The organism is Microbacterium sp. 71-23 (assembly GCF_001897265.1).
GTDB lineage: Bacteria > Actinomycetota > Actinomycetes > Actinomycetales > Microbacteriaceae > Microbacterium > Microbacterium ginsengisoli.
In genome coordinates this window covers 120,599-140,923 of the sequence record NZ_MKSL01000008.1, presented here as the reverse complement: position 1 = coordinate 140,923, position 20,325 = coordinate 120,599, and the positions used below count along the sequence as shown (strand labels likewise).

Sequence of the window (20,325 nt, the reverse complement as noted above, 5' to 3'; positions counted from 1 at the left end):
TCAGGCGCGCGGCCGGCGGCCCGCGGCATCCATTCCGCGCCCGGTCGGCGCGGGCGGGGCGTTGCGCGTGCCGAGGTGGGGCGCGCCGAGGCCCGTGACGAACAGGTCGACCCCGAATGCGAACGCCTCGTGCGGCGGGGTGTCGTCGAGGGCGCTGCCGGCGGGCACGACCCCGAGACTGTCGAACTGCAGGCGCTGCTGCTCGTATCCGACCTGCCCGAGCACGAAGTGCAGCAGGGCGACCGCGGCGCGCCGGGAGGTCGCGGCGTCGAACCCGCCGCCGGCGATCGCGTCGGCGAGCCGGGTGACGGATGCCTCGCCCCCGAGCCCGAGCGCGAGGGTCGAGGCGACGAGCTCCGCGCCGTCGCGGTAGGCGAGCAGGGCGTCGCGGAGCGCGGCGGCTTCGGCGCGCACGGGCTCGGGCCACGCGGCATCCGTCACCGCGACCGGTCGCACGCGCGCGACGATGCGGTCGGCGAGGTCGGCGAGCAGGCTCTGCTTGTTGGGGAAGTGCCAGTAGAGGGCGCTCGGCTGCACGTCGAGGGAGGTGGCGAGCCGGCGCATGGTGAGGTCGGCGAGGCCCCACTCGTCGAGGATCGCGAGGGCGGCCAGGGCGACGCCGTCACGGGTGTGACGTCTCGGGGCGGAGTCGGCGGGCACGATGTCACTATACTGAACGCCGTTCAGGTGAACAGTGTTCAGGTAACCCGTCCCGAAGGATCCCCATGGCCGCCACCCGTCGCATCGACGCGACAGACCTCGCCCGCGTCGCCGTCTTCGCCGCCCTCATCGCCGTGCTCGGCCTGCCGGGCAGCATCAACATCGGTCCCGTGCCGATCACCCCGCAGACGCTCGGCGTCATGCTCGCGGGCGCGATCCTCGGGCCGTGGCTCGGCGCGCTCTCGGTGACCGTGCTGCTCGCGCTCGTCGCCGTGGGCCTCCCGCTCCTCGCCGGTGGCCGCGGCGGCTTCGCCGTCTTCGTGGGCCCGACCGTCGGCTACATGCTCGGCTGGATCCTCGGGGCGATCGTCATCGGACTCGTCGTGCGCATCGGTGGCCGCATCCACTGGACCACCACGATCGCGGGACTGCTGCTCGGCGGCATCGTCGCGATCTACGCGGTGGGCGTCCCGTTCGTCGCCCTGATCGTGCGCATTCCGCTGGATGCCGCGGCCATCTCATCGATCGCGTTCATCCCCGGTGACCTCATCAAGGTCGCCATCGCGACGGTCGTGGTGCTCACCCTCTGGCGTGCGTACCCGCGCGCCTTCCGGCTCGCGCCGCGCCCGGCGCCTGCGACCACGGCGGTGCCCGTGATCGCCGACGGCCAGGCATGATCGGAGCATGACCGGCATCCGACTCGAGAACGTCGGCGTCGTCGCGGGCGCCGTCGAGGTGCTGGTGGATGTCTCGCTGCACCTCGACGCCCGCACGGTCGCCGTCATCGGGGCGAACGGCTCGGGCAAGTCGACGTTCGCCCGGCTCGTGGGAGGCCTCGGGGCCGCGACATCCGGCTCACTCGGCGTGCTCGGACTCGATCCCCGGCGCGACGCCGCCGAGCTTCGGCGCCGGGTGGCGTTCGTGTTCTCGAACCCGGACGCGCAGATCGTCATGCCCACCGTGCGCGAGGACGTCGAGTTCTCGCTGCGTTCGCTGCGTCTCCCGCGCGCCGAGGCTGCGGAACGGGTCGATGCGGCACTCGACCGGTTCGGGCTGGCGCCGCTCGCCGACCGCGCGGCGCACGAGCTCTCGAGCGGTCAGAAGCAGCTGCTCGCCGTGTGCGGCGCGTTCGTGCGGCGGCCCGACCTCGTGATCGCCGACGAGCCGACGGGAATGCTCGACGCCCGCAACGCGCGTCGCGTCGCCGACCACCTGTTCGAGGCGGCCGGGCATCGGCTGCTGCTCGTCACGCACGACCTCGCGCTCGCCGCGCGCTGCGAGACGGCCGTGCTCTTTGACGGAGGGCGCCTGATCGAGGTCGGGCCTCCCGCCGAGGTCATCGCCCGGTACGACGCGATCGTGGCGGATGCCCCGTGCTGAGCCTCTACGTCGACGGTGACGGCCTGCTGCACCGCGCCCGGCCGGGCGTCAAGATCGTGCTGGTGCTCGTGGTGGTGCTGGCGATCTCGCTGCTTCCGACGGCGTGGTGGGCGCTCGCGCCCGCGGTGCTGGCGCCGGTCGCCCTGTTCCTCCTCGGCGGACTCGGGATGCCGCAGCTCGGACGCCAGCTCTGGGCGCTGCGGTGGCTCGCGGTCGTGAGCCTGATCGGACAGGTCATCTTCCTCGGCATCGAGCCCGCGGTCATCAACACCGTGCGCGTGCTCGCGGCGGTGGCGGCGGCATCCGTACTCGCACTCACGACCCGCGTGACGGCGCTGCTCGGCGCGCTCGAGGTGGGGCTCGCGCCACTGCGGTTCGTGCGGATCGATCCCGAGCGGACGGCGCTGCTGCTCGTCGTCACCTTCGCGACCATCCCCGTGCTGGCCTCCCTCGCCGGCGAGGTGCGCGAGACGCTGCGCGCCCGCGGTGCTCGGGCGACGCCCCGCGCCTTCACCGTGCCGTACGTGGTGCTCGCGCTGCAGCACGCCGACCGGCTCGGCGAGGCGCTCGCGGCCCGCGGGGTCGGCTGACCGGTGACCTCACGACGGCGGGGGCCCCGAGACCGGGACCCCCGCCGTCCTGACCGTGCTCAGCCGTCGGCTCCCGCCGGCGTCGTGGTCACCGCGGTTCCCTCGAGCTTGTTCGCCGCTTCGGCGTAGCTGTTGGTGAACGTGTCGGAGATCGTGACCTTCGACGTGTCGACGCCGATCAGCTTCTCCATCGCGAAGATCGTCTTCGGGCCACCCGCGGGCATGATCCCGTCGGGAAGGAATTGCCCCTTGTCGGTCGTGAGGCCGGCGATGTACTGGTCCTTCGTGATGGTGCTGTTCTGCACGAAGTCGGCAGGCAGCGCGTTGGCGATGTCCGTCGCGGTGTGGGTGTCGATCCAGTGCATCGTCGCGACGAGCGCGTCGACGACCTTCTGCGTCTCGTCCTGGTGGGCGGCGACCCAATCGGCGCGGCCGAGCAGGCCCGCCGCCGGCCACGCACCGCCGAGCGCCTTCTGGGCGCCGGCCGTCGTCGCGAGGTCGATCGCGGTCGAGGCGAGGTTCTTCGACTCGAGTGCGCCGACGGTCGGCTGGGTCGTCATCACGCAGTCCGCCGAGCCTCGCTGGATCGCCGCGATGGCCGTGGAGCCTGCGCCGACCGCGAGGGTCGTGTAGTCGTTGTGGGCGACGCCGGCCTGGGCGGCGATGAACTGGGTGAGCTCGTCGGTGCCCGACCCGAGGTCGGTGACGCCGAGGGTCTTGCCCTTGAAGTCGGCCGCGGAGGTGACGCCGCTCTTCGAACTGCACATCTCACGCTCACCGGGGGCGCCCGACAGCTGCACCACGTTGATGACGTTCTTGCCCTTCGACTGGAAGTCGACGGTGTGGATGTACCACGCGCCGGCGAAGTCGACCTGGCCGGAGGCCATGGCGTCCTCGGCGCCGACACCGCCGTTCTGCTCGGTCGACAGCTGCACGTTGACGCCGTACTTCTGGTAGAAGCCGAGGCTCTGGGCGAGCTGGTAGGGGAGGTAGATCTGCTTGTCGATGCCGCCGACCATGATCGTCACGGTCGGGAGGTCGGTCGATCCGGCGCTCGCGGTGGTTGATCCGCTGCCGGCGCAGCCGGCGAGCGAGAGGGTCGCGAGGCCGACGGCGGCCATGGCGAGGAGTGCGCGTTTCTTCATTGAAATGCCTTTCTGTGGATGTGATGCAGGGCGGGCCCGGGAGCACGCCGCAGGGTGTCGACGGGGTCGACGATCAGGGGGCGGATGCCGCGGTCAGATGCTCTGCGCCTCGGACCGCACAGGGGGACGCCACTTGAGCACCGCATGCTCGAGCAGCGTGATGAGGTACTCGGCGACGAGGGTGAACACGGCGATGATCGCCATGCAGGCGAACACGGTGTTCGGGTCGAAGTTGCCCTGGGCCTGGCTGATGATCAGGCCGATGCCCTTCTGCGCCCCGAGCACCTCCGCGACGAGGGCGCCGATGATGGCGAACCCGAACGCGGTGTGCAGGCTCGCGATGATCCAGGTCATCGCCGACGGGATGGTGACGTGCCGCGCGACCTGCAGCGGGGTCGCCCCGAGCACGCGCACGTTGGAGACGAGGTTCTGGTCGACCTCGCGCACGCCCTGGAACGCATTGAAGAACACCGCGAAGAAGACGAGCACCGCCGCCAGCAGCACCTTCGGGAAGATCCCGAGGCCGAACGCGACGATGAAGATCGAGCCGAGCACGATGCGGGGGATCGAGTTGAGCACCTTGATGTACGGGCCGAACACCGCCGACAGGTAGCGGTTCGTCCCCAGCAGGATGCCGAGGATGACGCCCACGACGGTGCCCAGCGCGAAGCCGTAGAGGGCTTCCTGCACCGTGACCCAGAGGTTCTCCCAGATCGAGCCGAACGCCGTTCCGACGGTGAACAGCCGCACCAGGCTGTCCCAGATGCCGCTCGGCTGGCCGAAGAAGAACGGATCGACCCAGCCGAGCTCGGTGAACAGCTGCCAGCCGCCGATGACCACGACGGCGAGCAGGATGCGTCCGATCCACACCCAGGCGATGCGGCGGCGCCGGCTGGCGCGCGCGGCGGACTGGATGCTCGTCTCGGATGCGGCGGCGGCGCCCGGCAGGCTCACGGCGGTCATGCCGCATCCGCCGTCCGTGCGTACGCGCGAGTGACCTCGTCGCGCAGCGACTGCCAGATCTGGCCCTGCAGCTCGAGGAACCGCGCCTCGTGGCGGATCTCCTGTACGTCGCCGCGGGGTCGGGGCAGGTCGATGTCGAACACGTCCTTGACGGTGCCGGGACTCGTGGTCATGATCACCACGCGGTCCGCCAGGGCGACGGCCTCATCGAGGTCGTGTGTGATGAACAGCACCGAGGGCCGGTACTCCTCCCACAGCGCCAGCAGCTCGGTCTGCATGATCGCCTTGGTCTGCACGTCGAGGGCGCCGAACGGCTCGTCCATCAGGAGGATGCGCGGGTTGTTGATCAGGGCGGCCGCCATCGCGACGCGCTTGCGCATGCCGCCGGAGAGCTGGTGCGGGTAGCGGTCCTCGAAGCCGGCGAGGCCGACACGTCGGATCCAGTCGCGCGCGAGCACCGTCGCCTGTGCCCGCGGCATGCCCTTGAGCACGGGCCCGATCTTCACGTTGTCGAGCACGGTCTTCCAGGGGAAGAGCGAGTCGGCCTGGAACATGAAGCTGACGCCGTCGGTGATGCCGTCGACCCGCGTGCCGCCGACCGACACGTGCCCGGCGCTCGGTTTGTCGAGACCGGACACCTGTCCGAGGGTCGTCGACTTGCCGCATCCTGTCGGTCCGACGATGGCGCAGAACTGGCCGGGTTCGACGGTGAGCGACACGTCGCGGATCGCGGTGAACGCCTCGCCCTTCGGGGTGAGGAAGCGCTTGGTGAGTCCGACGATGTCGATGCGCGCGCCGTCGTCGCGATGGCCGGGGCCGCGCGAGGGGGTGTCGTCCATGGCAAGACCTCTCTGTCTTGGTGAGCGGGAACCTCCGGGGAGGAGTGGACCCATCGTGCGAGAGCGGACGCCGCGTCGTCGCGGTTCTGCGGGTTCGTCTCCTTGTGCCCGTTGCGCGGCTTCTGCGCGTTTCGCGCACCGGTGCGCCTTGCCATCGGTGCGTCGAGGACTCACAATCACTGGGTGCGACGGCGCATGCGGAAGATCTCGAGCCAGATCCTGTTGGCCCAGGTGGTGATCCTCACCGCCTCGATGGCGTTCGGGTTCTTGCTGCTCACGCAGACGGTGCGCGCCAACCTCGATCGCGATTTCGAGGCGCGGGCGGCCGCGATCGCGCAGACGGTCGCGAGCGTGCCGATGGTGCAGCAGTGCATGGTGCCCGGGGCGGCTGCGGCGTGCGCCGGCCAGCTGCAGGAGTACGCGACAGCGACGATGTCCTCGACGGGCGCGTCGTACGTGGTGCTGATCGACATGCAGGGAATCCGACACTCCCACCCCGACCCGTCACTGGTGGGGCAGCGGGTGAGCGAGTCGGTGATGGCTGCGGACGGTCAGGTTCATCTGGGCATCAACTCGGGATCGCAGGGTCTCACCGCGAACGCGCGGGTGCCGCTGTTCAGCCCGGCCGACGTCGTCATCGGCGAGGTGTCGGTGGGCATCCAGGAGAGCTCCGTGTCGAGCGAGCTCGTGCGGGAGCTGCCGTCCTACGGGCTGTGGTTCGCCGTGGCGCTGCTGTTCGGTGCGGTGGCGTCGTGGTTTGTCGCGCGCCGCATGAAGAAGCGAACCTTCGGACTCGAGCTCGATGAGATCGCCCGGCTGCTGCAGGAGCGCGAGGCGACGCTGCACGGCATCCGCGAGGGGGTGCTCGCGCTCGACCCGGCGGGCCGCATCAGCGTCGTGAACGACGCCGCGCGCCGGCTGTTGAATCTTCCGGATGCCGCGGCCGGCCGGCCGCTTGTCGAGGTGGTCGCTGCGGGGGAGCTGCGCGACATCCTCATCGATCCGTCGGTCGGGGTCGATGAACTGTTCGTGACCAGCGAGCTGTGCCTGGTCGTGAACCGCATGCCCGTGGTGCTGCGCGGCAAGCCGCATGGCACGGTCATCACCCTGCGGGACCGCACCGACCTCGAGGGGCTCGCGCGCGAGCTCGACGGGCAGCGCAGTCTGACGGAGTCGCTGCGTGCCCAGCAGCACGAGTTCACCAATCGTCTGCACGCGATCGCGGGCCTGCTCGAGCTCGGTCGTCCCGTGGATGCGCTGTCGTACCTCAACGAGCTACGGGGCACGTCGGCCGATTTCGACGAATCCGTGAGGTCGCGCATCGCGGTGCCGCAGATCGTCGGACTGCTGCTCGGCAAGGCCGCCGAGGCGAGCGAGCGCGGCGTCGAGCTCGTCATCGCCCCCGACTCGCACCTCGACGCCGACGCCCGACACGTGCAGGCCCTGACGACCGTGCTAGGCAACATGATCGACAACGCCTTCGACGCGCTGATGCCCGTCGCGGCGCCGCGGTTCGTGGAGGTGCGCATCGTCGAGTCGCCGGTCGCGATCGAGGTCTCGGTGGCCGACAACGGCATCGGCATCCCCGAGTCGGAGCGTCCGCAGGTGTTCGACCGCGGGTTCACCACGAAACGCTCGGCGCACTCCACGCACGGCGGGCTCGGGCTCGCGCTCGTGATGAACGCAGTCACCCGCATCGGGGGCACGGTCGAGGTCGAGGTCGACGGCGGAACGCGCTTCACCGTGACCCTGCCGACCGCAGTGGCTGCGGAGGTGGGCGGATGAGCGAGGCGGTGATCGAGGTCGTGGTCGTCGACGACGACTACCGCGTCGCGACGGTGCACGCGGGGTTCGTCGATCGCGTCCCCGGGTTCCGCGTGGTCGGCATGGCCCACAGCGCGGCCGAGGCGCGGCGCGTGATCGACGAGAAGCGTCCGCATCTCGTGCTGATGGACATCTACCTGCCCGACGGCGACGGCCTCGACGTGGTGCGCGACCTCGCCGCCGAGGCTCACGCGCCGTCGGTGATCGTCGTGTCGGCGGCGAAGGACGTCGAGTCGATCCGCACGGCTCTGCGACTGGGGGCGGTGCACTACATCAGCAAGCCCTTCGGGTTCGCAGCGCTCGTCGAGCGACTCATCGCCTTCCAGCGCACGCTGGGGGAGATCGCGGCGCTTCCCGAGGAGTCGACGCAGGACGACATCGATCGGCTGTTCGGGGCGCTGCGACCGCCCGAGCCGGCCGTCAGGCCGCGGGTGCCCTCGATGGCTCCGACCGTGAAGCTCGTGTTCGACCGCATCGCGCACAGCGGCGTCGACGGGGCATCCGCCGCGCAGGTCGCCGCCGAGGCGGGCATCTCACGCGCGACGGCCCAGCGCTACCTCTCGCAACTCGAGCAGTCCGGCCACATCGTGCTCACCCTCCGCTACGGCAGCACCGGGCGGCCCGAGCACGTGTACACGACCCCGGCGGCCCGACTCGTGCGCTGAGCTCAGTCGTCCTGCTCGGTCGGGCGCAGCAGCAACTCGTTGATCGTCTGGTGGCGCGGACGCGTCACGATGTACGAGATCGCGTCCGCGACATCCTGCGCCTGCAGCGGCTGCATCGCCGACAGGCGCTGCTGCTGCACCTCGCGGATCTCGGGACGCAGGTGGTCGCGCAGCTCGGTCGCGACGGCACCAGGCTCGACGACGCCGACCCGCAGGTGGCGGCGGCTGAACTCCTGCCGGAACGACTCGCTGAAGGCGCCCACGCCGTGCTTGGTGAGGTTGTAGACGCCGGAGCCGCGCTTGACCTGGCGGCCCGCTGTCGACGAGATGTTCACGAGGTCGGCGACCCGGCGCGGTTCGCTCTCGGCGGCCGCGAGCAGGTGGGGGAGGGCCGCCTCGGTCACCGACAGCAGTGCGGTGAGGTTGAGGTCGATCATGCGATCCCACTCGTCGATCGGCGCGTGCTCGACCGGCCCCAGCAGCATCACGCCGGCGTTGTTCACGAGGATGTCGAGGCGCCCGAGCTCGGCGACCGTGCGGGCCACCGCGGCGCGGGCCTGCTCGCGGTCGGTGATGTCGGCCTCGATCGCGACGGCCGTGCCCCCGGCCGCGGCGATCTCTTCCGCGAGCGACGCGAGACGGTCGGCGCGGCGGGCGACGAGGGCCACGGCGGAGCCGTCGGCGGCGAGGGTGCGGGCGGTGGCCTCCCCGATTCCGCTGGAGGCTCCGGTGACGAGGGCGACGGTTCCGGTGAGGGTGCTCATACCGCCAGGCTATGCCCGCGGCATCCTCACGCGACGATGCCGGCGCGACGCGCGGCCGCGACCGCCTCGAAGCGGCTGCTCGCGTCGAGCTTGTGCATCGCGGATGACACGTAGGCCTTCACCGTCGCCTCGGTGAGGCCGAGGGCCTCGGCGATCTGGCTGTTGCGGCGGCCGAGCGCGAGCTGGGTGACCATGTCGACCTCGCGGGGCGAGAGCCGCGGGGCGACGAGCTCGGTCGGGGCGGGCAGCAGCAGTCGGCCGATCGCGTCGATGCGCGCCAGCAGCTCGGGGTCCTGCACGACGCGGCTGAGCTCTCGCAGTTCGGCGGCCGCCTCCCGCACTTCCTGGCGTTCCCGCGACGGGGCATCGGCGGCGGCCGAGAGTGCTGCCGCCTGCCGCAGCTCGCTCACCCGGCGCTCCACCTCCGCGGCGACCGTGAACTCCCACGCGAGGTTCTGCGCGGCCGACACGGTGCGGCGCACGATGTCGCCGCCGAACTGTGTGGCGACGCGCTCGCCGACGTAGAGCACGGCCCGCACCCGGTCGCCGACGATCGCCGGCACGGCCAGCAGCGACACGATCGCCTCGCCGCTGACCTCGCGGTCGTAATGGTGGGTGATCGCCGTCGAGCGCTCGTACTGGGTCGCCGCGACCGGCCGTCGGTCGACCATGGCCTTGCCGCCGACCCCGTGGGCGGGTTCGATGAGCACTCCCGCGAGGGTGTGGCTGTGCGCGCCGACGAACGCGTCGAGACGGGCGCCGCCGGGGGTGGCGTACGCACCGAAGGTGATGCTGGCGCCCGTGTCGCGGCGCAGGGTGCGCAGCGTCGCGAGCAGGGCATCGCGGGGGGCGAGCGGCGACGTCATCGTCTCCACATCACTACCTCCTTTGGACGGTAGTCGAGCGCGTCGGTGCGTTCGTAGCGTTGAAGCTAGCAGGGCCGAACCCCGGGTTTCGCTATGAGTATCCGCTCACGCCGATGTGAACGGATGCCCCGTGGCCCCGGTCCTGCGGGTCTATCCACAACACAAAGGAGTGTTCATCGTGAGCAACCAGACCGACATCATCTCGCGCCCGACGTTCGTCGCCGGTGTCGCCGACCCGGGCGCTCTCGGCCTCGCCGCGTTCGCCCTCACGACGTTCGTGCTGAGCGTCGCCAACGCGGGGTGGATCCCCGACGCCGGGGCCGGCGCGCTGGCCCTCGCCCTGTTCTACGGCGGCATCGCCCAGCTGCTCGCCGGCATGTGGGAGTTCGTGAAGGGCAACACGTTCGGCGCCGTCGCGTTCACCTCGTACGGCTCGTTCTGGCTGGCCGTGTGGTTCCTGCTGACGAACGACGCGCTCGCCAAGGCGGCCGGCGCCGACGGACTCGCCGTCTTCTTCCTGGCGTGGACGATCTTCACCTTCTACATGACCATCGGCGCCATCAAGGCGAGCCGCATCGTGCTGCTGGTGTTCATCGCCCTGCTGATCACGTTCGTGCTCCTCACGATCGGCGCGTTCAGCGGCAGCGCGACCGCGACCAACATCGGCGGCGTCGTCGGTCTCGTGACCGCCGTGCTCGCCTGGTACGGCTCCGCGGCATCCGTCATCAACTCGACCTGGGGACGCACCGTCCTCCCGATCGGCGCCCCGAAGGCGAGCTGACCGTGTCGACCATCGAGCACGCCTCCGCGATCGAGAACCTCGCGCACGAGAACCGGCGGTTCCCGCCGAGCCCCGAGTTCGCGGCGGCCGCCAACGTGACCGCCGACATCTACCGGGAGGCGGATGCCGACCGGCTCGCCTTCTGGGCGGACAAGGCGGCGCGGCTGGACTGGGCCGAGCCCTGGACCCAGGTGCTCGACTGGAGCGACCCGCCGTTCGCGAAGTGGTTCGTCGGGGGCCGGCTGAACGTGGCGGTGAACTGCCTCGACCGCCACGTGGCGGCCGGCCTCGGCGACCGGGTCGCGTATCACTTCGAGGGCGAGCCGGGCGACACCCGCACCATCACCTACCGCGAGCTCACCGAGCGGGTGTGCCAGGCGGCGAACACGCTCACCGCGCTCGGCGTGCAGGAGGGCGACCGGGTCGCGATCTACATGCCGATGATCCCCGAGACGATCATCGCGATGCTGGCCTGCGCCCGCATCGGGGCACCGCACACCGTGGTGTTCGGCGGCTTCTCGGCCGAGGCGCTGCGCACGCGCATCCTCGACTGCGACGCCCGGGTCGTGATCACCGCTGACGGCGGCTACCGCAAGGGCTCTGCGGTGGCGTTGAAGCCGGCGGTCGATGAGGCGCTGACCGGATGCCCCGACGTGAGGTCCGTGCTGATGGTGCGCCGCACCGGACAGGACGTGGCCGTCACCGAGGGTCGCGACCTGTGGTGGCATGAGAGCGTCGACCGCGCCAGCACGTCGCACGATGCGCAGGCGTTCGATGCGGAGCATCCGCTCTATGTCATGTACACCTCGGGCACGACCGGCAAGCCGAAGGGCATCCTGCACACGAGCGGCGGGTACCTCACCGGGTGCTCGTTCACCCAGTGGGAGACCTTCGACCTCAAGCCCGAGACCGACGTCTACTGGACGGCGGCCGACATCGGGTGGGTGACCGGCCACAGCTACATCGTCTACGGTCCCCTGTCGAACGCGACGACCTCGGTGCTCTACGAGGGCACACCCGACACGCCCCACCAGGGGCGCTGGTGGGAGATCGTGCAGAAGTACGGCGTCACGACGCTGTACTGCGCGCCGACGGCGATCCGCACGTTCATGAAGTGGGGTCACCAGATCCCCGAGGGGTACGACCTGTCGAGCCTGAAGCTCATCGGGTCGGTGGGTGAGCCCATCAACCCCGAGGCGTACATGTGGTACCGCGCGCACATCGGCGGCAACCGGGTGCCCGTGATCGACACGTGGTGGCAGACCGAGACGGGCTCGATCATGATCAGCCCGCTCCCGGGCATCACGGCCGGCAAGCCCGGCGCGGCCATGAGCGCGATGCCGGGCATCGGCGTCGACGTGGTCGACGAGCAGGGCGAGTCGGTCGGCAACGGCCAGGGTGGCTACCTGGTGCTGACCGAGCCGTGGCCGTCGATGCTGCGCACGATCTGGGGCGACCCGGAGCGGTTCAAGGAGACCTACTGGTCGCGGTTCCCGGGTCGCTACTTCGCGGGCGACGGGGCCAAGCGCGACGAGGACGGCGACCTGTGGCTGCTGGGTCGCGTCGACGACGTGATGAACGTGTCGGGTCACCGCCTCTCGACGACCGAGATCGAGTCGGCACTCGTGTCGAACCCGAAGGTCGCCGAGGCGGCGGTGGTGGGGGTCGACGACCCCGTGACCGGTCAGGCGGTCGCTGCATTCGTGATCCTGCGCAAGGAGGCCGGAGACGGAGGTGACCACGTGACCCGTGAGCTGCGAGAGCACGTGGCCAAGGAGATCGGCAAGATCGCCCAGCCCCGTCAGATCATGGTCGTCGCCGAGCTGCCGAAGACGCGCTCGGGCAAGATCATGCGTCGCCTCCTGCGTGACGTCGCCGAGAACCGGCCCGTGGGTGATGTGACCACCCTCGCCGACTCGGGCGTCATGGACGCGATCAAGACCGGCATGCAGTCTGGTGCTCACGACGACTGATCCGGCCTGACGCGCAGGGGCCGGCTTCGCGGATGCCGCGGCGCCGGCCTTTGCGCGTGCGGTCAGCGCATTCCGGTGCGCACCCACCGCTGGACACGCCAGATGCCGTTATAGAGGTTCCACGGCGCGAGGTCGAAGGTGTCCCAGCGCTGGCCGACATGCGCCGTCCAATCCGGGATGCGTCCGCAGCACACGCGGTGACCGAACGCACGGAAGAGCGCGTTGCAGAGTGCCTTATGCATAGTTGTTGCCTCTCATGATTCGCTGGCCCCGAGCGGGGCTAGCGTGGGCAACGACTCATGCGGCGATCGTAGACCTTGTGATGTCGGATGTGGGCGGGAAGATCCGTGTGTGTCCACGTCTTCCCTCGGTCCGACGAGCGTGTGGTGCATGTTCTGTTCGAGGCACGTGACTCGACTTCTCGCAGAAGCTGACACGCCGCGCTATTGCGCTCCGTCGTGCGCGAAGGCCGGTCAGGACGAACGTCGCGCGCGGCGTGGCGGTGTTGCCGGGAACAATGTGCAGGTGACGTCTGCCGCGCACTGGCGTCTGGCAGTGGGTGAGCGCCACATGGTCGGCAGTCTTGTCGATGGGCTTGCCCGGTGCGAAACGACGGGAAAAGTTCGCTACGACACGCTCATCGAGGCCTGGGTCGCGGCCTTCGTCGATTTCGCGGATGACGCCGGGCTTGCCGCATTTGTGTGCGGGGAGTGTCACGGTGCGCACCTCGGACACCCTCGGCGCAAGGACGGCCGTGCGGGAATCCGTGTGGCACGTCGCTCATATGATGCGGCGCTTGCGCAGATGTTCTCGACCATTCGAGAGCTACGCGAGCAGGCGCGGCCGCAGGGCAAAGCAAAACCCCCGCCATGTAGAAGCTAGGCGAGGGTTTCTGGGACCGTTGTAACGACGGTCCGTGTGGCTCCGACGGGCGTCGATCCCGTGACCTCACGATTTTCAGTCGTGCGCTCTACCAACTGAGCTACAGAGCCGCGCGGCATATCTGCCGCGTCCTAGACGAAGGGCCCTCTGCTAAGAAAGGGCCCGTCGCTCGGAGCGACCCTGACGGGACTTGAACCCGCGACCTCCGCCGTGACAGGGCGGCACGCTAACCAACTGCGCTACAGGGCCATGCTTGTTAAGTTGTGTGCCGGTGAGTGTGACCCCAACGGGATTCGAACCCGTGCTACCGCCGTGAAAGGGCGGCGTCCTAGGCCGCTAAACGATGGGGCCGGGCGAAACTCGACATCCCGAGGGATTCGGCGGTCACGCTTGCCGACGCTCAAGCATACGCAAACGAACGCCGTTGCACCAAACCGAGCGATCATGCGATTCGTGGCAGCCCCGCGTGGGCTCCCGCAGCCTCCTGCTCCACCCCGCAGAATGACGAAGGCGTGCGGTCAACCTTCAACCTGTGCTTGATTCCTTCGTGAAGGTGACGCATGTTATTAGTGATGCAGATGTGACTCGAGCACCGAAGGGATGCCTCGTGACCGACGACACCACTCAGGTGGACCACACCGACGAGTGCGATTGCGCGCCCTCCGCGCGTGAGCAGCGCGCGCTGTGGCCCGACGTGAGCCGTCGCGCGCTCTTCGGTGCGGGGGCACTCGGCATCGTCGCCGTCGGCGCGGTCGCTTCCGGGTTCTCGACTCCCGCCTTCGCCGCCGACTACCCCAGCTGGGCCGACGTGCAGGCGGCGAAGAACAACGAGGCCGCGAAGCAGTCCGAGATCACGAAGATCAACGGCCTCATCTCGCAGCTGAACACGCAGGTCACGCAGACGCAGGCGGCCGCCGATCAGGCGTCGCAGGTCTTCTACACCGCGCAGCAGGCGTTCTTCGACGCGAGCCAGAAGGCCGCCGACATCCAGGATCAGGCCGACAAGCAGTCCGCCGCCGCCCTCGAGGCGGCGAACCAGGCCGGTCGCCTGGCAGCGCAGCTCTACCGCTCCGGTGGCGACAACGCGTCGCTGCAGATCTTCTTCGCCGGATCCGCCGCGGGGGCCAACGATCTCCTCGCCCGCCTCGGCACGATGGACCGCCTGCTGCAGCGCAACAACGACGTCTACACGAACGCGGTCACCGCGCAGAACCTCGCGCAGTCGCTCAGCGACCAGGCCAAGGTGCAGGCCGATGAGCGCGACAAGCTCCAGCAGCAGGCCAATGACGCGATGACCGCGGCGCAGAACGCCGCCCAGGCGGCGCAGGCCGCCCTCGCGAACCAGCAGAGCCATCTGCAGGACCTCCAGGCCCAGCTGCAGGCGCTGCAGGATCAGACCGCCAAGACCGTCGCCGACTACCAGGCCGGGGTCGAAGCCGCACGCAAGGCCGCCGAGGCGGCGGCCGCGGCGGCAGCGGCGGCGGCCGCGAAGGCCGCCCAGGAGGCCGCGCAGGGCGGCGGCGGTGGCGGAGGCGGCGGCGCCTCGTCGAGCGGGTGGGCCCGCCCCGCGAACGGGCCGATGACCTCGCCCTACGGCCCCCGCTACGCCCAGTGCGGTCCGTCGTACTGCGCCAGCAGCTTCCACTACGGTCTCGACATCGCCAACGGCACGTGCGGCTTCCCGATCTTCGCGGCCAGCGCCGGCACGGTCGTCCACGCCGGCCCCAACGGCGGCTACGGCAACTACGTCAAGATCGACCACGGCGGCGGCATCGGCACGGGGTACGCGCACATGCAGAACGGCGGCATCCTCGTGTCCTACGGCCAGCAGGTCTCGGCCGGCCAGGTCATCGGGCGCGGCGGCGAGACCGGCAACGCGTTCGGATGCCACCTTCACTTCGAGTTCTACGTCAACGGATCGCCGAAGAACCCGCAGCCCCTCATGGCGCAGCGCGGCATCAACATCTAGTCGACACGGCGAAGGGGGCGGATGCCGCGGCATCCGCCCCCTTCGTCATGTCGGGGTGAGGGCGCTCAGTGCCCTTCGGCCTCGAAGCGCGCGAACGCCTCGGAGACGAGCCGCTCGGCCTCGGCCGCATCGGCCCACTCGTCGACCTTGACCCACTTGCCGGGCTCGAGGTCCTTGTAGTGCTCGAAGAAGTGGGTGATCTCCTTCTGCGTGTACTCCGGGATGTCGGCGACGTCCTGGATGTGCGCCCAGCGGGGGTCCTTGGCGAGCACGGCCACGACCTTGTCGTCGCCGCCGGCCTCGTCGCTCATCTTCAGCACGCCGACCGGGCGCACCTTGGCGCCGACGCCGGGTGCGAGCTCCTGGTCGAGCAGCAGCAGCACGTCGAGCGGGTCGCCGTCCTCGCCGAGCGTGTTCTCGAAGAACCCGTAGTTCGCCGGGTAGCCGAACACCGTGTAGAGGATGCGGTCGAGGAACACCCGGCCGGTCTCGTGGTCGACCTCGTACTTCACGCGGCTGCCGCGCGGGATCTCGATGACGGCGTCGTATGCGCCCATGTGCGTGCTCCTTAGATCAGGGGCTGGGATGCCGCCCCTCAGCCTAGTGCGGCGGCCTCGGCGACATCGGGGCGGGCGTCACGAGCCGTCGGGTGCGCTCGCGCGCCGCGTTCGCGCCGCCCTACGGTAAAGGCATGCCCGCACTGGATCCCGCCGTCGCCGAGGTGCGCCTCGCGGTGCGCACGGCACTCTCGGGTGTGGAGGCGACGTCGGTCGTCATGGCGCTCTCGGGCGGACCCGACTCCCTCGCCCTCGCCGCCGCGACCGCGTTCGAGGCGCCGAAGCTCGGCATCGCCGCGACCGCGGTGATCGTCGACCACGCGCTGCAGCCGGGGTCGGATGCCGCCGCCTCCCGCGCCGCCGATCAGGCGCGTGCGCTCGGGCTCGTCGCCCGCATCGTGCGGGTCGAGGTGACCGCAGCGGGTGACGGGCCGGAGGCGGCCGCGCGCTCCGCGCGCTACCGCGCGCTCACCGGGGCCGCGGCCGACCTCGGCGCGGCGGCCGTGCTCCTCGGACACACACTCGACGACCAGGCCGAGACCGTGCTGCTGGGCCTCGCCCGCGGAGCGGGCGCCACGAGCCTCGCCGGCATGGCCGCCGTGCGGCGGGACGAGGCATCCGGGGTTCTGCTGGTGCGGCCGCTGCTCGCGGTGCGCCGCGCGACCACTCTCGCCGCGTGCGCGGCGGCGGGCCTCGAGCCCTGGCACGATCCGCAGAACGCCGACCCGGCATTCGCACGGGTGCGAGTGAGGGAGCTGGTGCTGCCGGTGCTCGAGCGCGAGCTCGGCCCGGGCGTCGCCGAGGCCCTCGCCCGCACCGCCGACCAGTTGCGCGAGGACACGGCCGCCTTCGACGAGATGATCGACGAGACCATCGAGGACATCGTCGAGCACGCCGAAGCGGGCATCTCCGTCTCGGTCGGCGCGCTCGCCGCGAATCCTCCGGCGCTACGCCACCGCATCATCCGCCACGTCGTGGCGAGCGAGTTCGGTCAGAGCCTCACCCGCACGCAGACCCTCGCGGTCGCCCGCCTCGTCACCGACTGGGCAGGGCAGGGACCCCTCGACCTGCCCGGCTGCCGGGCTCGCCGCGTCGGCGCCCGCATCGAGTTCACCGCCGCAGGGCCCCCCTCCTAGACTCGACCCATGCGCGCCGTCGACCTCGCCTCCGACCTCGAGACCGTTCTCGCGACCGAGGAGGAGATCCGCGCGAAGCTCGACGAGATCGCCACTCAGGTGGCGGTCGACTACGAGGGCAAGGAGCTCGTGCTCGTCGGCGTGCTCAAGGGCGCCGTCATGGTGATGGCCGACTTCGCCCGGGCGCTGCCGATGCTCGTTCCCATGGACTGGATGGCCGTCTCCTCATACGGCGCCGGCACCAAGTCGAGCGGCGTCGTGCAGATCCGCAAAGACCTCGACACCGACATCCACGACAAGCACGTGCTGATCGTCGAGGACATCATCGACTCCGGCCTCACCCTCAGCTGGCTGCTCGAGAACTTCGCCGCCCGCGGCGCCGCATCCGTCGAGGTCTTCGCCCTGTTCCGCAAGCCGGATGCCGCGAAGGTGCACGTCGACTGCCGCTACGTCGGCTTCGAGATCCCGAACGAGTTCGTCGTCGGCTACGGACTCGACTACGCCGAGAAGTACCGAAACCTGCGTGACGTCGCGGTTCTCGCCCCCCACGTCTACGCCTGACGCGTCGTCGGGCGGCCGGGCCGCGGCATCCGGATTCGCCCAGTTCGCCGTGGGCGAATGCACAGACCCGCCATAGTGGGCGAGCGCTAACCTGAGGGAACCGTTCACGAGGCGGAACGTCGACGAAAGGCGCTCGGGCGCAGGCTCGAATCATGGACTTCAAGAAGATCACCCGCAATCCGATCATCTACGTGCTGCTGATCGGTCTGCTGCTCATCATCGGGTTCTCCCTCATCTCGAGCCTCGGCGGAGCCAAGCAGATCTCGACGCAGGAGGGTCTCAACCTCCTCAAGGGCGGAACCGTCAGCAAGGTGGTCAACACCGACGGCGACCAGCGCGTCGACCTCACCCTCTCGACCCCCTACAACGGCTCGAGCGATGTGCAGTTCTACTACGTGAACGCCCGCGCGACCGACGTGGTCAACGCGATCGACGCGGCCAACCCCTCGGGCGGCTACAACGACGTCGTGCCGCGCACCACCTGGCTCGACAGCCTGCTCTCGCTCGCCGTGCCCTTACTCCTCCTCGGCCTCGTGTTCTGGCTGCTGCTGTCGATGTCGCAGGGGGGCGGCAGCAAGATCATGCAGTTCGGCAAGTCGCGAGCGAAGCTCGTCACCAAGGAGACCCCGACGGTCACCTTCGACGACGTCGCCGGCTCCGACGAGGCGATCGAGGAGCTGCAGGAGATCAAGGACTTCCTGAAGGACCCGACGAAGTTCCAGGCGCTCGGTGCCCGCATCCCGAAGGGCGTGCTGCTGTACGGCCCTCCCGGAACCGGCAAGACCCTGCTCGCCCGCGCCGTCGCCGGCGAGGCGGGCGTGCCGTTCTACTCGATCTCGGGCTCGGACTTCGTCGAGATGTTCGTCGGCGTCGGCGCGAGCCGCGTGCGCGACCTGTTCAACCAGGCCAAGGAGAGCGCGCCCGCCATCATCTTCATCGATGAGATCGACGCGGTCGGACGCCATCGCGGCGCCGGACTGGGCGGCGGGCACGACGAGCGCGAGCAGACGCTCAACCAGATGCTCGTCGAGATGGACGGCTTCGACCCGAAGGCCAACGTCATCGTCATCGCGGCGACCAACCGTCCCGACATCCTCGACCCGGCCCTGCTGCGACCCGGCCGCTTCGACCGCCAGATCGGCGTCGACGCCCCCGACCTGAAGGGCCGCAAGAAGATCCTCGAGGTGCACGGGCGCGGGAAGCCCCTCTCCGACAGCGTCGACCTCGAGGTCATCGCCCGCAAGACCCCCGGGTTCACCGGTGCCGACCTCGCCAACGTTCTCAACGAGGCGGCGCTGCTGACGGCCCGCTCGAACGCGCAGCTCATCGACATGCGCGCCCTCGATGAGGCCATCGACCGCGTGATCGCCGGACCTCAGCGCCGCACGCGCGTGATGAAGGACAAGGAGAAGCTCATCACCGCGTACCACGAGGGCGGCCACGCCCTCGCCGCGGCGGCGATGAACCACACCGACCCCGTCACGAAGGTCACGATCCTCCCGCGCGGCAAGGCGCTCGGCTACACGATGGTGCTGCCGCTCGACGACAAGTACTCGATCACCCGCAACGAGCTGCAGGACCAGCTCACCTACGCGATGGGCGGTCGCGTGGCTGAGGAGATCGTGTTCCACGACCCGACCACGGGCGCCTCGAACGACATCGAGAAGGCCACCGGCATCGCCCGCAAGATGGTCACCGAGTACGGCATGACCACCGACGTCGGTCCCGTGAAGCTCGGCTCGAGCTCGGGTGAGATGTTCCTCGGACGCGACATGGGTCACGGCCGCGACTACTCCGACGAGCTCGCCGAGCGCGTCGACGTGCAGGTGCGCGACCTCATCGAGCAGGCCCACAACGAGGCCTACCAGGTGATCAACGACAACCGCGACGTGCTCGACAAGCTCGCCCTCGCGCTCCTCGAGAAGGAGACGCTCGACCACCTCGAGCTCGCCGAGATCTTCAAGGACGTGCGCAAGCTGCCCGAGCGCCCCCAGTGGCTCTCGAGCACGAAGCGCCCGGTCTCGGCGCTGCCGCCGGTCGACGTGCCGCGCCGTCGCGAGCAGGAGGGCGTCGCCGCCCAGACCGAGGCCGCCGACGAGGGGGCTGCAGCGAAGAAGGCTCCGCGCCAGCGTCCGACCGGACAGGCCCGCCCCGCGACCGCGTAGGCTCGGCGCATGGCCGTCGACCGTGCACGTGTCGCCGCGCTCGTGAGGGAGCTCCTCGAGGCGATCGGCGAGAACCCCGACCGACCCGGACTCCGGCAGACGCCTGAACGTGTGGCCGACGCCTACGGCGAGTTCTTCGCCGGGGTCGACGCCGATCCCGCGGCAGCTCTCTCCCGCACCATCTCGATCAGCCGTGGCCCCGCGCCCGACACACTGCCGAGCGGCGCCGTCATGCTGCGCGACATCGACTTCCGTTCGGTCTGCGAGCACCACCTGCTGCCGTTCCGCGGCCGGGCGCACCTGGCCTACCTCCCCGCCGAGAAGGTCGTGGGCCTCGGTGCTCTGCCGCGCGTGGTCGAGGTGCTGTCGGCCCGACCGCAGGTGCAGGAGCGCCTCGGCGAGCAGATCGCCGACACCATCGCCGACGGGCTCGACGCCCGTGGGGTGCTCGTCGTGCTCGACGCGGTGCACGGCTGCGTCACCTCCCGCGGCGAACGGCAGCCCGACGCGTCCACCGTCACGATCGCCGCACGCGGAGCGCTCGCCGAGCCCGCCGCCCGCGCCGAGCTCATCGCCCTGATCGGAGCGCACCGCTGATGGGATGC

Annotated in this window: 21 protein-coding genes and 3 tRNA genes; 13 read left to right on the top strand and 11 right to left on the bottom strand. The window is 70.1% G+C overall.

The window, feature by feature from the left end:
- Positions 1-660, bottom strand: coding sequence for a TetR family transcriptional regulator (locus BGO15_RS00785; protein ID WP_268768791.1), 660 nt, complete (start codon positions 658-660; stop codon positions 1-3).
- Positions 661-725: 65 nt separating this feature from the next.
- Here BGO15_RS00785 and BGO15_RS00780 point away from each other — a divergent pair, with 65 nt between their 5' ends.
- The 3 genes from BGO15_RS00780 to BGO15_RS00770 are packed head-to-tail and all read left to right on the top strand — an operon-like array spanning position 726 to position 2,630.
- Positions 726-1,337 (top strand): biotin transporter BioY, encoded by a 612-nt coding sequence (locus tag BGO15_RS00780; protein ID WP_045247514.1) that lies wholly within the window; start codon positions 726-728, stop codon positions 1,335-1,337.
- Between the two features lie 7 nt (positions 1,338-1,344).
- Complete coding sequence (locus BGO15_RS00775; RefSeq protein ID WP_056209641.1) at positions 1,345-2,040, top strand: energy-coupling factor ABC transporter ATP-binding protein; 696 nt, start codon at positions 1,345-1,347, stop codon at positions 2,038-2,040.
- On the top strand, positions 2,034-2,630 hold the full coding sequence (locus tag BGO15_RS00770) for an energy-coupling factor transporter transmembrane component T family protein (protein WP_056209644.1): 597 nt from the start codon (positions 2,034-2,036) through the stop codon (positions 2,628-2,630). Before BGO15_RS00775 ends, BGO15_RS00770 begins: the two co-directional genes overlap by 7 nt.
- A gap of 59 nt (positions 2,631-2,689) precedes the next feature.
- Here BGO15_RS00770 and BGO15_RS00765 read toward each other — a convergent pair whose 3' ends face one another.
- The 3 genes from BGO15_RS00765 to BGO15_RS00755 all read right to left on the bottom strand — a co-directional run bounded on the left by BGO15_RS00765 (position 2,690) and on the right by BGO15_RS00755 (position 5,577).
- Positions 2,690-3,775 (bottom strand): ABC transporter substrate-binding protein, encoded by a 1,086-nt coding sequence (locus BGO15_RS00765; RefSeq protein WP_056209647.1) that lies wholly within the window; start codon positions 3,773-3,775, stop codon positions 2,690-2,692.
- Between the two features lie 93 nt (positions 3,776-3,868).
- Positions 3,869-4,738 carry an ABC transporter permease gene (locus tag BGO15_RS00760; RefSeq protein ID WP_045247510.1) on the bottom strand — a complete coding sequence of 290 codons (870 nt, stop codon included), beginning with the start codon at positions 4,736-4,738 and terminating at the stop codon, positions 3,869-3,871.
- Positions 4,735-5,577: an ABC transporter ATP-binding protein gene (locus BGO15_RS00755; protein ID WP_045247509.1), complete on the bottom strand. Its 843-nt coding sequence runs from the start codon at positions 5,575-5,577 to the stop codon at positions 4,735-4,737. Before BGO15_RS00755 ends, BGO15_RS00760 begins: the two co-directional genes overlap by 4 nt.
- Before the next feature lie 183 nt (positions 5,578-5,760).
- On the opposite strand from BGO15_RS00755, the gene BGO15_RS00750 reads away from it, so the two are divergent.
- Both BGO15_RS00750 and BGO15_RS00745 read left to right on the top strand, forming a co-directional pair.
- A complete protein-coding gene (locus BGO15_RS00750; protein ID WP_156454807.1) occupies positions 5,761-7,362 on the top strand; it encodes an ATP-binding protein in 1,602 nt (533 codons plus the stop codon).
- Positions 7,359-8,066 (top strand): response regulator, encoded by a 708-nt coding sequence (locus BGO15_RS00745; protein WP_048809082.1) that lies wholly within the window; start codon positions 7,359-7,361, stop codon positions 8,064-8,066. Before BGO15_RS00750 ends, BGO15_RS00745 begins: the two co-directional genes overlap by 4 nt.
- 2 nt (positions 8,067-8,068) lie before the next feature.
- Here BGO15_RS00745 and BGO15_RS00740 read toward each other — a convergent pair whose 3' ends face one another.
- Both BGO15_RS00740 and BGO15_RS00735 read right to left on the bottom strand, forming a co-directional pair.
- A complete protein-coding gene (locus tag BGO15_RS00740; RefSeq protein WP_056209650.1) occupies positions 8,069-8,830 on the bottom strand; it encodes an SDR family NAD(P)-dependent oxidoreductase in 762 nt (253 codons plus the stop codon).
- 26 nt (positions 8,831-8,856) lie between these two features.
- Positions 8,857-9,696, bottom strand: a complete 840-nt coding sequence (locus tag BGO15_RS00735; RefSeq protein ID WP_273188951.1) for a LuxR C-terminal-related transcriptional regulator — start codon at positions 9,694-9,696, stop codon at positions 8,857-8,859.
- Between the two features lie 178 nt (positions 9,697-9,874).
- Here BGO15_RS00735 and BGO15_RS00730 point away from each other — a divergent pair, with 178 nt between their 5' ends.
- Positions 9,875-10,477, top strand: a complete 603-nt coding sequence (locus BGO15_RS00730; RefSeq protein WP_048809080.1) for an acetate uptake transporter — start codon at positions 9,875-9,877, stop codon at positions 10,475-10,477.
- 2 nt (positions 10,478-10,479) lie between these two features.
- The gene (gene acs, locus BGO15_RS00725; RefSeq protein WP_056519801.1) at positions 10,480-12,450 is read left to right on the top strand and encodes an acetate--CoA ligase; all 1,971 of its coding nucleotides are present in this window, start codon (positions 10,480-10,482) and stop codon (positions 12,448-12,450) included.
- A gap of 62 nt (positions 12,451-12,512) precedes the next feature.
- Here the strand turns inward: acs and BGO15_RS00720 are convergent, their stop codons facing one another.
- Complete coding sequence (locus BGO15_RS00720; protein ID WP_056209654.1) at positions 12,513-12,692, bottom strand: hypothetical protein; 180 nt, start codon at positions 12,690-12,692, stop codon at positions 12,513-12,515.
- A 283-nt stretch (positions 12,693-12,975) separates the two neighbouring features.
- On the opposite strand from BGO15_RS00720, the gene BGO15_RS00715 reads away from it, so the two are divergent.
- Positions 12,976-13,332: a hypothetical protein gene (locus BGO15_RS00715; protein ID WP_156454806.1), complete on the top strand. Its 357-nt coding sequence runs from the start codon at positions 12,976-12,978 to the stop codon at positions 13,330-13,332.
- 37 nt (positions 13,333-13,369) lie between these two features.
- Here the strand turns inward: BGO15_RS00715 and BGO15_RS00710 are convergent.
- From BGO15_RS00710 to BGO15_RS00700, 3 genes are all read right to left on the bottom strand, one after another.
- Positions 13,370-13,442 (bottom strand) — tRNA-Phe (locus BGO15_RS00710).
- A 65-nt stretch (positions 13,443-13,507) separates the two neighbouring features.
- A tRNA-Asp gene (locus BGO15_RS00705) sits at positions 13,508-13,581 on the bottom strand.
- Between the two features lie 29 nt (positions 13,582-13,610).
- A tRNA-Glu gene (locus tag BGO15_RS00700) sits at positions 13,611-13,683 on the bottom strand.
- Positions 13,684-13,939: 256 nt separating this feature from the next.
- Here BGO15_RS00700 and BGO15_RS00695 point away from each other — a divergent pair.
- Positions 13,940-15,301, top strand: coding sequence for a M23 family metallopeptidase (locus BGO15_RS00695; RefSeq protein ID WP_056209657.1), 1,362 nt, complete (start codon positions 13,940-13,942; stop codon positions 15,299-15,301).
- A gap of 65 nt (positions 15,302-15,366) precedes the next feature.
- Here BGO15_RS00695 and BGO15_RS00690 read toward each other — a convergent pair whose 3' ends face one another.
- Entirely contained in the window at positions 15,367-15,858 is a 492-nt protein-coding gene (locus BGO15_RS00690) for an inorganic diphosphatase (protein ID WP_045247504.1), read from the bottom strand.
- 134 nt (positions 15,859-15,992) lie between these two features.
- On the opposite strand from BGO15_RS00690, the gene tilS reads away from it, so the two are divergent.
- From tilS to folE, 4 genes are all read left to right on the top strand, one after another.
- Positions 15,993-16,994 (top strand): tRNA lysidine(34) synthetase TilS, encoded by a 1,002-nt coding sequence (gene tilS, locus BGO15_RS00685; protein WP_056209862.1) that lies wholly within the window; start codon positions 15,993-15,995, stop codon positions 16,992-16,994.
- A 9-nt stretch (positions 16,995-17,003) separates the two neighbouring features.
- Entirely contained in the window at positions 17,004-17,555 is a 552-nt protein-coding gene (gene hpt, locus BGO15_RS00680) for a hypoxanthine phosphoribosyltransferase (RefSeq protein WP_056209660.1), read from the top strand.
- A 152-nt stretch (positions 17,556-17,707) separates the two neighbouring features.
- Positions 17,708-19,720, top strand: coding sequence for an ATP-dependent zinc metalloprotease FtsH (ftsH, locus tag BGO15_RS00675; protein ID WP_056209663.1), 2,013 nt, complete (start codon positions 17,708-17,710; stop codon positions 19,718-19,720).
- A gap of 9 nt (positions 19,721-19,729) precedes the next feature.
- The gene (folE, locus tag BGO15_RS00670; protein WP_056209666.1) at positions 19,730-20,317 is read left to right on the top strand and encodes a GTP cyclohydrolase I; all 588 of its coding nucleotides are present in this window, start codon (positions 19,730-19,732) and stop codon (positions 20,315-20,317) included.
- The last annotated feature ends 8 nt before the right edge of the window (positions 20,318-20,325 follow it).